Annotated in this window: 9 protein-coding genes; 5 read left to right on the forward strand and 4 right to left on the reverse strand. The window is 41.0% G+C overall.

The genetic code is table 11. From position 1 onward, the window contains the following. Positions 1-176 precede the first annotated feature (176 nt). A complete protein-coding gene (locus A6K76_RS16895) occupies positions 177-2,096 on the forward strand; it encodes a helix-turn-helix transcriptional regulator (RefSeq protein ID WP_066462337.1) in 1,920 nt (639 codons plus the stop codon). Between the two features lie 50 nt (positions 2,097-2,146). Here A6K76_RS16895 and A6K76_RS04000 read toward each other — a convergent pair whose 3' ends face one another. Continuing rightward, positions 2,147-2,893 carry an SDR family NAD(P)-dependent oxidoreductase gene (locus A6K76_RS04000; protein WP_066462339.1) on the reverse strand — a complete coding sequence of 249 codons (747 nt, stop codon included), beginning with the start codon at positions 2,891-2,893 and terminating at the stop codon, positions 2,147-2,149. A 399-nt stretch (positions 2,894-3,292) separates the two neighbouring features. Between A6K76_RS04000 and A6K76_RS04005 the strand changes: the two genes are divergently transcribed. The 3 genes from A6K76_RS04005 to A6K76_RS04015 are packed head-to-tail and all read left to right on the forward strand — an operon-like array spanning position 3,293 to position 7,113. After that, a complete protein-coding gene (locus tag A6K76_RS04005) occupies positions 3,293-4,183 on the forward strand; it encodes a PEP/pyruvate-binding domain-containing protein (RefSeq protein WP_066462344.1) in 891 nt (296 codons plus the stop codon). 13 nt (positions 4,184-4,196) lie between these two features. Further along, complete coding sequence (locus tag A6K76_RS04010; RefSeq protein ID WP_066462346.1) at positions 4,197-5,828, forward strand: PEP-utilizing enzyme; 1,632 nt, start codon at positions 4,197-4,199, stop codon at positions 5,826-5,828. Further along, positions 5,815-7,113, forward strand: a complete 1,299-nt coding sequence (locus tag A6K76_RS04015) for an MFS transporter (RefSeq protein WP_083995273.1) — start codon at positions 5,815-5,817, stop codon at positions 7,111-7,113. Before A6K76_RS04010 ends, A6K76_RS04015 begins: the two co-directional genes overlap by 14 nt. A 102-nt stretch (positions 7,114-7,215) precedes the next feature. On the opposite strand, the gene A6K76_RS04020 is transcribed toward A6K76_RS04015, so the two are convergent. Together A6K76_RS04020 and A6K76_RS04025 are read right to left on the reverse strand one after the other, a co-directional pair. Continuing rightward, positions 7,216-7,656 (reverse strand): HEAT repeat domain-containing protein, encoded by a 441-nt coding sequence (locus A6K76_RS04020; protein ID WP_211271732.1) that lies wholly within the window; start codon positions 7,654-7,656, stop codon positions 7,216-7,218. A 115-nt stretch (positions 7,657-7,771) separates the two neighbouring features. Beyond that, positions 7,772-8,077 (reverse strand): DUF3243 domain-containing protein, encoded by a 306-nt coding sequence (locus tag A6K76_RS04025; protein WP_066462350.1) that lies wholly within the window; start codon positions 8,075-8,077, stop codon positions 7,772-7,774. 670 nt (positions 8,078-8,747) lie between these two features. Here A6K76_RS04025 and A6K76_RS04030 point away from each other — a divergent pair. After that, entirely contained in the window at positions 8,748-10,502 is a 1,755-nt protein-coding gene (locus A6K76_RS04030; protein ID WP_066462352.1) for a methyl-accepting chemotaxis protein, read from the forward strand. A 70-nt stretch (positions 10,503-10,572) separates the two neighbouring features. Here the strand turns inward: A6K76_RS04030 and A6K76_RS04035 are convergent, their stop codons facing one another. Further along, positions 10,573-11,826 carry a DUF2254 domain-containing protein gene (locus tag A6K76_RS04035; protein ID WP_066462354.1) on the reverse strand — a complete coding sequence of 418 codons (1,254 nt, stop codon included), beginning with the start codon at positions 11,824-11,826 and terminating at the stop codon, positions 10,573-10,575. Positions 11,827-12,291: the final 465 nt, after the last annotated feature.

Raw genomic sequence — 12,291 nt, forward strand, 5'->3', positions numbered from 1 at the left:
CATCATGTACGTTATATTGTTAGAAACTTTCACCTTTTACATGTTTATATAAATTGATTCATTTAACCCGCGCTAAATGTTAAAATTTAGTTATAGGTTACGGCTTTAAAAATTTTTGGTACATGTGCCCATTGAAGCGTGTAATCTAGATGAATCAATATTAAAGGGTGAACGACATGCACATAGTACAAGATTTAATCACGGCATATTCAGAGCATATTGATTTACCAATCGCCTTAGTATCAACAGATGGACAAATTATTTATGAGGCAAATCGTTTCTCCGCTTTACCGAAGCGTGATGTCACAATGTGTTTAGCGCTAAGTAGTGATTTGAAATATCCAATGATCGTTTCTGCTACGACGCAATCTGACCAAGTAGAAACGTTTTATTTATTATCGCAGCCGTTTACGTTGCAGCAATGTACATACATACTTATTGCAGGTAAGTATACATTAACGGAAAGTATGCAACAAAACGAGCATTATCAATCAAAGCATAGCACAGACATCCCTTATATGATGGACTGTTTGCATAATTTATTATATGTATTCATGCTTAAGCACGAACAAGAAGAAAATTTAGTCATCTCAAAGGACATGAAAAACGTCTTCTATTTATTTGACGATGTTTCGATGCAAAACTTAACGACAGAACAGCTATTAATGAAAATTGTTGAGAAGTTGTATACGTTAAGTAATGTTGATTTCATCGGCTTTGCGCAAAAAAAGGTGAATAATACATATGAAATTCGGTTCGTTTTAGGTAAAGGTATGGACATTATGTGCGGAGAGCAATTTTATTATGGAGAAGGTTTACTCGGGCAGGCGTTTTTAAAGAAGAGCCGCTTTTTTTGGGAAAAGCGACAGGAGAGCGTCTACCCAGAGTTTTTTACGAGGCATAAAATTTATCCGGAGCAATTGTATGGCATTCCGTTAATTGACGAAAATGAGATCGACACAATAATTTTTGGCGGCATGTTTACGGAGGGGAAATTGCATACAACAGATGTTGAAATATTAAACAATATGATTCTTTTAATGACACAAAAAAATAAAGTTGATGTTGAGATTGCCAGTTTGAAAAAAGACCGTATGATTTTTATGGAGTGGCTCAACTTTGTGGAGCTTGTGAACGAAAATCCACATGATAAAAAAATGGCGATGCACTTATTAAATTTTTGTAGCGTATTAAATGGAGGTCTTGCGTGCTGTGTGACGATGTGTAATCAAACGGTCGTTACATTAAACACAATTGATGAGCAAATGCGCGCTCAGCATCAAATGTTTAAAGCGGTAAAAATGAAGAAGCCTTATTTCATTGAACAGACGCCTCATTACTTACATTTTTACTTACAGGATGTTGGGACATATACGATTTATTTTGCAGAAAGTGAATTTTTATATGATGAGGTTGCCATGATTACGTCTGTGCTGAAATTGTTTCAGCTCGCCGGTGCAGCGAAGCATACGGAAGTCGAAAAATCTGCTGTAGACTATTATTACAAAGCGATGAAGGAACTGAATAAAGCAAGCTATGACAACGCAACGACCGCTATTGAGCTCGTGACCAATTTATATAATAAAGAGCTGTTTGATGAACAAACATATGAATATTTGTGCGATGTTTGCAAAATATTGCCGTATTCACATTCGTTTTTACAGCAGTACGTTCAACATTTACCACCAATAAGCGAAAGCGCGGAGTTAGCGACATTTGAGCAAAAAGTCATCGCCTTCCTCGACCGAGAAATAATCGGCAACAATCGCTTTGCCACATTAAAGCATACGCCTAAAGAAGAGGAAGCATTACAATTAGCATTAGAAGAGGTTAACAATGTCAACTTGCTTCATAAAACGACGAAGAGCGCGTTCCAACTGAAGTTTCAAGAACTTATTGCCATTACCGATGTATTTCAAATTACACACCGCGAAAATGAAGTGCTCATGCTTCTCGTCGAAGGATATAGCAATCAAGAAATTGCCGAGAAGCTGCATATTAGCGCCCACACAGTGAAAAATCATATTACGAACATTTATAAAAAGCTAGACGTGACCGATCGTTACCAAGCGATGAAAAAGATTTTAAAGTTTTAACAAAAACAAGCGACGCGAATCATTCACCGCGTCGCTTGTTTTTTGTCGTTTTATAATAAAATTTGACCGCCTGCGCAATTAATTGTCGAGCCTGTCAGCATTTTGCCGTTGTTCATCGCAAAGATCATCGCCTCCGCTACTTCCTCCGCTGTTGCGGCGATATTCGGTGGCGTCGTCGCATGAATCGCCTTACCGATTTCCTCTGTGTACGTCACCGCTGCATTTTTCGAAATCGACGTTAACATGTTGTTCGGTGCAACACCGACAGCGAAAATGTTTTTGTCGTGGTAGTCTTGCCCGATTGATTTCGTTAAGCCGTTTAACGCGTGCTTTGACATCGAGTACACACCGTTGTATGCAGTTGGCTTAAATGAGTTAGACGATACCGTATTAACGATTGTGCCACCGCCATTTTCAAGCATATGAGAAATGACATACTTCACGCCGAAAAACGCGCCTTTTACGTTAACGTTCATAATGCGGTCGTACTCGTTTTCATCGTACTCATGCAGTAAGCGAAATGGAATCATTAAGCCGGCATTGTTGAAAAATACATCAATTGTGCCGAACGCTTCGATCGTTTTTGCAACGTAGTTTTGAACGTTTTCCTCGTTTGACACATCTGCCTGAATGAACAATGCATTCGCGCCAGCTTCTTTCGCAAGGGCAACCGTTTTTTCGCCTTCTTCAACGTTGAAATCAACGACCGCAATGTTGTGACCATTTTCAGCGAGCTTCAGTACAGTAGCGCGACCTAACCCTGTTGCCGCACCGGTAATTAAAATATTTTTCGTCATAACAAAACCTCCTACTATGTATTAATTTAATTGTAGCAGATTCGATAATGTGTGCAATTTTTTGCTCTGTTTGTCATAGTGAGGTTTATGACTGAAAAAAAGCATGGCATATGAAGCGTGCTTGAAATAATACGCTTGTCAATAAAATATCGTTCATCACCGTAAGTTATGGTTGTTGCATAAAGGTTGCTTGAAACGAGAGGCGGACTCCAACGGGAAAAGTATCCGCCGTAATGAAAGAACGATCAATAACATATTTTTTTAATATAAATATATCGTTTGTAGGTATATGAGTTTATTTTTAAAAAAGTTTTTAATTTAAAAGATGTTGATTACTATTCAGTATGTAGTTAATATGGAGTGGTTGTGATTATATATATGGTGGAAAGAGGTTATTTTGTGTATACAGTTTTTCTACGTGATGCAATTCATGAGCCGATTGAGCAAATAGGCTCAAAAGCGATGCATTTATCGAACATTATCGATCAAGCGGTTACTATTCCAAATGGTTTCGTCATTAAAGCATCTGCATTGCAAGCGTTTATGCGTGTCAATGATCTACATAGCAGTGATGCATCGTTTGAACAAGCATTTCATGACGCAGCGCTGCCAGAGGAAATGATCGCCGAAATAATGGATGCGTTTGCGAAACTGCAGCAGTTAACAGGTGATGACACGTTACATGTAGCGGTGCGCTCATCGTCATCAGCGGAGGATTTAGAAGATGCGTCATTTGCCGGGCAATATGACACGATTTTAAATGTGCAGCAACAAGGATTAGTGCAGGCTGTGAAAGCTTGCTGGCAATCGGTATTTTCAGCGCATGCAGCGAGCTATGCGCAGCAGCAAAACATTTCGCTTGATGCATTTCCGATGGGAGTACTCGTGCAGCAAATGGTAGAACCAGATGTGTCGGGTGTTATTTTTAGTATGAATCCGATTACAGAAAGTAAAGACGAACTAATTATTAATGCGAGCTACGGATTAGGTGAGGCAGTTGTATCAGGTATGGTCACACCAGACACATTCATTGTACATAAAGAGACAAAAGCAATTGAACGTGATTTAGGCTTGAAGGAAATGAAAATAATCGGCACGGACGATGGGCTTGTAGAAATAACGTTAACAGAGGAAGAGAGCGATGTTTTTTGTTTACGTGATGAAGCGGTGTTACAGCTAGCGGACATGACCGTATTACTTGAAGCGTTTTATCAATATCCGGTTGATATCGAATTTGCAGTAAAAAATGAGCAAGTATACGTATTACAATCAAGACCAGTAACAGCATAAAAGGAGCATACAAATGGTACAACTACAAAATTTTCGCGATGAATTATTATTAAACGACAACGATATTGAAAACAGCTTTTGGTTTTTAGATGAGCTGCATTTACCAGATACGTTAACACCGCTATTTGCGTCTTACATGGCACCAGCTGTGACAGAGGGAACGTTAAAGGCATATGAAACTTTAAAGCTACCGATTCACCAATTCCATATTAAAATTAAAGATTCTCATTACTACCAATGCACACGTCCGTATGAAGGTGACGTTATGGCACGCATTCAAGAAAACATTGCAGCAGATGGTGAGCGCTTCCCGAAGCTAAGTGAAATTTTCTGGGGCTACATTCATAATGAGCTATTGCCACAATATGAAAAAATGGACGGCTACCGCGAGCAAGGTGTAACGCTTGAAACGGCGAAAGATATATTACTTGAGCTGTATGCATTTTATAAGCGCGCATGGGAAATTCATTTCGAGGTCGTTATGCCACGTGGTTCACTTGGACTTGCGTTAGAGGACGCATATAAGCAATTAACCGGCGACGACAATGTGACAATTGTGTACGATTTCGTTGAAGGTGTGATGAACAAGTCGCTTGAAACAGACCGCGCTGTATGGCAATTAGCAGACGCTGTAAAAGCATCGGACGTGCTGCGTGCTGCATTTGACGCCAATGCATTACCACAGCTTGAAGAGGCGCTAAAGCAAACAGCAGAGGGCATCGCATTTTTACAAGATATGCATGCAGTTGTGCAGCAATACGGCTGGCGCATCGCGAAATCTCATGAGTTTTCAGACGAAACGTGGATTGAAAATAACGAATACATTTTCGAGGTTATCGCTGAATATTTAACGAAAGAGTATAACTTTGATGAAGAGTTTGCGAACGTTGTAGCAATACGTGAAGAAAAAGTGGCGAGCTTACTTGAGAAGTATGAGGATAGCCCACAAAAGGCGGCGTTTATGCAAGTGCATGAATGGGCACTACAATATTGGGGAGTTGACGAAGATCACCATTTTTACATCGATGCGATGCTACCGTCAAAATCACGCCTCTTATTGCTAGCAATCGGTGCGCTACTTGTTGAAGCGAATGTGATCGAAAACGACAGTGACATTTTCTACTTCTATTTAGACGAACTAGTGGAACTACTTGATGCACCAACGAATAAAGCAGAACTTGTTGCACAGCGTCGAGCAATGGTCGAAGAGGACGGCAAAAAAGACATTCCAGCAAACTACGGTACACCTCCACAGGAAGAGGCAGCGCCAGTTATTGAGCGTATTTTCGGTACGAAGGCAGCAGAAGTCAATGAAGTAGAAAAAAGCTTCAAAGGTTACGCTGCATCTAAAGGTGAGCATACAGGTATTGTGCGTATCGTGCGCGACCAACAAGACTTCGCAAAAGTAACAGAAGGCGACGTGCTCGTATGTAAAACGACGTTACCACCTTGGACAGTGTTATTTTCAATCGCAGGTGCGGTTATTACAGATGCAGGTGGAATTTTATCGCACGCAGGTACAGTCGCACGCGAATATAAATTACCAGCAGTGCTCGGTACAAAAGTTGGTACGTCATTGTTAAAGGACGGCGATGTTGTAAAGGTAGACGGAACTAACGGAGTCGTTTATATTGTTCAGCAATAAAAGCACGATCGCCATCGTTGCAATATTACTCGGCACTTTTATTGTTCCGATTAACTCAACGATGGTGTCAGTCGGCTTACAAAGCGTTGCGACGTCGATGAATATGAGCATGAGCAGCATTACGTGGGTTGTGACAATTTATTTAATCGTCATGACCGTTGCACAGCCGCTCGCTGGGAAAATTGGCGACTTGTACGGCAATCGACGCATTTTTTTAGTTGGCATCGTGCTATTTTTAGTTGCATCGATTGTATGTATGCTCGCTTCAAATTTCATCACGCTATTAATCGGTCGCGCTGTGCAGGCGTTTGGAGGTGCGCTCATTACACCGAATGCAACAGCAATGCTGCGATACATCACACCGAAAGAGAAGCTAGTGCAAACGTTTGGCATATTCGGATTTTCCATGTCACTCGGTGCGGCAATCGGTCCGTTGCTCGGTGCGCTGTTAATTGAGCAGTGGAGCTGGCATGCAACATTTGCGGTAAACGTACCAATTTTAGTTGTAGCGTTTATGGCGGCGATGCGTTACGTGCCGCATGTTGAGGTGCAAAAGCAGGCGAAGCTCGATTTAATTGGTTCAAGCTTATTTGCCATTACGTTAAGTAGCATCGTGCTCATCGTCACGCAGCAAAATTATACGAACGTTGTGCTATGGCTAATTGTTATTGTGGGTGCCATTGCATTTGTGCGATATGAGCAGCGCATTGAAGCACCACTTATTGATTTTCAGCTATTTCGTAAGCGCAATTTCCGTGCGGCGAACATGTCGATTTTATTAAACAACGGTGTTATGTATGGCACACTGTTGTTAATGCCGACGTTGCTCGTAATTGACGAGCGGTTTACATTAACGCAAATTGGTGCGGCGCTATTTACGTTTTCAGTAGCAATTTCGATTTTCTCGTGGATCGGTGGTAAGTTCGAGGGATCCATCGGGCGAAAGCGAACGATTACATTAGCGTTTATTATTACTGCATTAGCGATGTGTAGCTACTTCTTACTAATAACGAACAGTTCGCTCCTCGTGCTGCACGTCATTTTATTTGTAGCAGGCATCGGGCTTGGTATCGGCGTTCCATCGATGCAGGCAGCGTCATTAAGCGATGTTGACAAATCTGCATCAGGTGTCGCATCAGGCATTTATTCAACGTTTCGTTACATCGGTTCGACAATTGCATCGGTACTTATTAGTTTACAGCTAGGTGCATCGATTATGATGAGTGTGCTCGTTATCTTTGCGGTCGTTGGTATTGTTGTAAGTGCACAGTTTGAAGAAATGTAAAGAAACGAGGCAATCGATTTTTAAGTTGCCTCGTTTAAACGAACGAGCATCATAAAAAAAGGCGGTGAAACAATTAACTGTTTCATCGCCTTTTTGCATGCATTATTTACGTGTAGCTGTTTTTGCCCAAAGTTCTTCAACCCATGCGTCGAATTTTGTGCCCATTTCGCCTTCATATGTGTTGTAAATGTCGCTGCGCATTTTGCCAAGCTTCACTTTGAAGTCTTCTACTGTGTGATCAGCAGGTAAGCTTTTCTTCACACGGACGAATACTTTTTTCACGTCTTTTATTAAGTCGCCTTTAGGAGCTTCATATGCTGGTACGTTTTCGCCCATTGCTTTTAATGCTTTTGCCGCTGCTTCGCGCACTTTTGTTACTAAGTCGGCTTTCGCTGTGTATTGTAGCATTTTAATCGTTTCGTCTGTTTTGTAGGCGCTAAGCTCTTTAACCGCTTGTAGACGCTCTTCCCAGTTCGCTGTGCGATTAATTGATTTTTTCAGTTCGTTAAAGTTTTCTGGTAATTCTTGTTTGAAATTTTTCATGTTTTCTCTCCTTATCATCGTCTTATACGATGCCGTACGTTCAAGTATACCACGAACGAGACAGAAAGCGTGAAAAAAAGCTTTTACACCGAAGTATAAAAGCTTTATCAATTGTTTATGTTTGTACCATTTTTACGAGCACGAGCGCGATATGCTTTTTCGCATCCTCATCGGCTACGTTCCACATTTCTTGCAGTAGCTTTTGCTCGCGGTTACGTGGCTCCTCATTTTTTGCTAAGTGATCGGCTACAAACTTGGCGCTTTTTGCTAAAAATTCATCGCTAAGCCCGAGCTTTTTACCTTTTGACAGCTGTTCGTTTAAGTAATTTTTGAAATCGTTAAAGTCGTTCAAAATCGCTTCCTTTTCCTCGGCCGATAAATCCTCGATGTGCTGGTTCACGTTTTGTAATTCTTCTGACATAGTACGACTCCTGCTACTAAAAACGTGATCAAATGAATTCATTGGATTATACCCGATTAAGCGAATATGCTCTTTCCTAATATTCGCTAATCTAGCATGCAGCTTTGCATCTTCATAAGCTGTCGCTGCCTGTTTTTAGCGCAGAATTCACCTCACTTTCGCTGTTTGTTTTGTTAATCGGTGCGTGTAGCTTTCATTACTTTGACCATTTCCATTTTGTACGTAATTCATGTTTTCAAATGTCGGATCGTGAAGGACATCATTTTTTTGATAACAGCTTTAATCCTCCTTTGTATAGATTAAAAGTGCTCTCGATATATGTGTACCTTTTTTATGTGAAGATAAACATGAAATTTTTACAAAATATTATGATGAATGAAGAAAAGTCGTGGTGAAACAATATGAATGACAAAAATATGAATATTATGCAAGAAAATTCGCTTTTTGTTTTGAAGATGAGTAGAACTAACGAATTAATTCGTTTACTATAGAAATAGTCTTTTAGATTAAAAATAGGTTCATCACGTAAGCTAGGATTGACGCATAAAAAGTGCTTGAAAAGAGATGGGAATCGTGAGCCTCGAGTTCCCTAGTCGTGCAAAGCAACTTTAAGTTATTGTGAAAAGCCTGAAAATTGACAGAAGATGAAGGGTAGAAAAGAGATGAGTAGATGAGTTTTAAAAATAATCCATTATTAACGCGAATTGCAGTCGGCTTTGTAGCAATTGTTACCGTGCTTGTTGTCGTGATTGGAGCAACGTTAATTTGGGCGACGAATTCGATCGTTCAATATTCTTATATGGAAAAAGCAACATTAACAGCGCAAGAGCTCGTGCAAAATATTGACGTTTCCGCATATGAGCAGCTTGCGAAAAATCCTGAGGAAAATGCTCTTTATTATGAGCTACAAGAGCAGCTAACGCTCATGTTAGAACATAATCCGATTACATACATTTATGTAGCGGGACCGCCAAAAGAAGGTGAAGAGCATGCGACGACATTAGTCGATGCTGGGGATTTAAATTCAGGTGATACATATGCGATTGGTGAGCCAATTGATGGTGTGTATTACGATAAAATTGTTAGCGAGTTTGAAAAGGCAGGCTCGTTTTCAGAGTATGATTATATGGAGGAGTTTGGCGATTTAATTTCATCTTACGTACCGCTTGAAAATAAAAACGGCGAAGTGTTTGCGCTGCTCGGTGTCGATGATTCACTCGTATCGATGAGCAGTATTCAAAAGCGGGCATTAGAGGCGCTCATGCCGGTTGTATTAACGATAATTGTTGTGTTAAGTGCGGTCATTATGGCATGTTTAGGTTTGTATTTATACAACCTGCTTTCCCCAATTAGTTCAATGCGTGAAGCGACGTTTAGTTTACAAAAAGGTGATTTACGTACGGCTGAAAATACGATAGCATCTGTAAACTTATCAAAAAATACGAGCATTACGTTATTTGGGCGCACATATCATTTAGCGATTACAGCGTTAAAAGGAATGATTCAGCGGCTGTACCGCGTAGGTGGGGACGTAACGAACGCGACAGATGCGATGAACGATGTAGCGAACACAATTGAAACGTCAACAGCACAGCTCGGTGATAGCATGACGATGATCAACAATCAAGTACAGCATCAGCATAAGTTATCAGCAAACATGCTTCAATCGATGGATACGATGTCGCAGCAAATTACGACGATTACGACAGAAGTACAAAAAGCGGTTACGCATTTACATGAAACGGCGCAATTAATCGAACGCAGCACGCACCATACCGCCTCTGTTTCAACAAATGTACAGCATATGAGCGCTACTGTTGAAGCGACTGCTCATGATGTTGAAACGTTAGGTGAGCGTTACCGCGACATTGAAGCGATTGTCGATGTCATTCAAGGTGTTGCTGATCAAACGAACTTGCTTGCACTGAATGCGTCGATCGAAGCAGCACGAGCAGGCGAGCACGGTAAAGGGTTTACAGTCGTTGCCGAGGAAGTGAAAAAGCTAGCCCAGCAAACGAAGCATTCAACAGATGATATTCGTCAGCACATTGATCGCTTCAAGGAAATGACGGAAACGGTGTTAACGAATATGCAAAGCACGACGACGCAAGTAACGAAAGGCGCTGAGGAAGTACAATCTATTAGCGAGGAGCTTTCTCACATTTTAGTGGAGACAGATCACGTTATGCAAAATGTGCAAAGTGTTGTGCAAACGACTGAGACGATTCAGCAAACGGCAAAGGATGTTAGCCGCTCGATTACGGAGTCCACTGCTGCTGGTGAAGTTGTTGTGACGAGCTTACAAGATGTACACAACACGTCGCTTTTACAGCAGCAAACTGTCGAGAAGTTACATGAAACGTGCGAGCAGTTAACAGAGACTGTGAAGCTGTTTGAGGAAACGCTTCAGCAATATAAAGTGTAGTCATAGTTGGTACAAAAAAAGCGTTCTTGGAAAAGTTTTTTCCGAGAACGCTTTTTTGCTATAGCTCGATTTACGAAGCGGTAATTTTTTCAAACGTTTGTTGTAAATATTTTTTGTCGAGCGTGTCACGGAAGTTCGGTTCAACCCGTTTATACACATGTGTCGCAAATTGCTCCACTGCCTCTGCGTTGTGTGGCGAGGCGGCGCGTTTCATCGTATAAAAGCCGTCGAACAAGGCGAGCATGACCGAAATTTCGTTTTCAGCTGCAGGTATAATTTGGTTGTAGGCGTAATAGAGCTCCTCTTCCGTCGATGGTACGGTGTAAATGAGGTTGTTTGCCTCTTTACCTGCTGAGACGAATTGTCCGTCCGCCTGTAGCAACTCCGCCATTAACACGCTTAGCTTGCGAATGCAATGAATCGCATTGTTTAAGTCCGCTTTGCCAGGTGGTAAACTTTTTAACGTAATGTCAATGAGCTGAGACGTATGGTATTTATAATCAATTGCTGGAATTTTTGCATCTTGAATGACGAAATAGTCGCCTGTATGAAGTTCATCCTGCTCTTTCTCCGCATATAACGTCGCAATGACAGCCCCCTCTACCGTAAATTGCCCAATGCGCGTATGAATTTTTACGACGCCATCAAATGGGCGAATCGCTTTAGCGAGCTCCTCGTAATGAATCGCACTAACATAACCAGTTGCATGTGCACGAAGCGGTACTTCAAGCGCAGCAACTTGTGGCGTCGTATCCGCAAACTGTTGGCGTGCTTGCACTTCTACGCGAATAAGCTCGAGTGCCTCCTCAAAAATATCTTTAATTAAATTCGTGCTTTGGACGCCGTATAAAATTTGCTGCACGAATCGTACGAAGAAGGCAACGCAAACGAGCGCATACACGACGCCGACAGAGCCTGCAATTACGTAGTCGTGTTCATACGTCTCGCGCATAAATAATAGAGCTGTCACCGCATAGAAGAAGCCACCGATGAAAATGCCGAGTACTTTAAGGACAATATCCGATTTAACGAAATCATCGATCGTACTTGCTGTGTAGTTGCTTGAGTAAAAGTTGACGATCGTCATAATTGTCGAAAACGTAAATACGGTCATTGATAAAAGGGCACCTGCGAGGGCAGATAAAATCGTCGTCGCTAAGCCTACTTTCGTTAAAAAAATAGACGGTATGTATTGCTCGGCAGATAATGTACCTGTGTCAATTAAGATGACAATACTTAAAATGATGCATGAAATGAGCATGTACTGCAATGTAATGACCCACGTCTTATTATTAAAGATGAGGATTGAGAATTTTTTCCACATCATAACACCTCCTCATTCGTTTATAACCACATTTCTATAGATTGAAACGTTTCAGTGAAAACCGGTGCGCCGTTGTAAGCTAGCATTAACGCATATATGTTGTTTAAAACGAAGTCTGTTCATTAGCTTTTTTATACGATGAAATCTATTGTTTTTAGCAACAAATTGGAAATAATGCTGCAAGTTATGCCGAGCCCGAAGAAAGCGAGCCGCAATACGCGAACGACTAATCGACAGACTTGGAAAAAATTTTCGTGTACATATGCTGTGACATATAGATGGAACGTATACAGAGTCATGTTGTCATACATTTTTATGAAATCGTCATAAAGATGAAGTATGCAACATGTCGGCAATATATGTGAAGAAAGCGCCATCATGATAAATAGCGTAGCGCAAAAAAATAATAAAACGGTGAAATCGCATCAAATTCATGTGATGATTTACAGTTTTTGTACTGCGTGT

It is taken from the genome of Caryophanon latum, assembly GCF_001700325.1.
GTDB classification, from domain to species: domain Bacteria; phylum Bacillota; class Bacilli; order Bacillales_A; family Planococcaceae; genus Caryophanon; species Caryophanon latum.

What these genes read in the sequence shown, in the direction of transcription:
- A6K76_RS04000 (WP_066462339.1), bottom strand. Translation starts at nt 2,893, where the DNA reads ATGACGAAAAATATTTTAATTACCGGTGCGGCAACAGGGTTAGGTCGC.
- A6K76_RS16895 (WP_066462337.1), top strand. Translation starts at nt 177, where the DNA reads ATGCACATAGTACAAGATTTAATCACGGCATATTCAGAGCATATTGAT.
- A6K76_RS04030 (WP_066462352.1), top strand. Translation starts at nt 8,748, where the DNA reads ATGAGTTTTAAAAATAATCCATTATTAACGCGAATTGCAGTCGGCTTT.
- A6K76_RS04010 (WP_066462346.1), top strand. Translation starts at nt 4,197, where the DNA reads ATGGTACAACTACAAAATTTTCGCGATGAATTATTATTAAACGACAAC.
- A6K76_RS04020 (WP_211271732.1), bottom strand. Translation starts at nt 7,656, where the DNA reads ATGAAAAATTTCAAACAAGAATTACCAGAAAACTTTAACGAACTGAAA.
- A6K76_RS04025 (WP_066462350.1), bottom strand. Translation starts at nt 8,077, where the DNA reads ATGTCAGAAGAATTACAAAACGTGAACCAGCACATCGAGGATTTATCG.
- A6K76_RS04035 (WP_066462354.1), bottom strand. Translation starts at nt 11,826, where the DNA reads ATGTGGAAAAAATTCTCAATCCTCATCTTTAATAATAAGACGTGGGTC.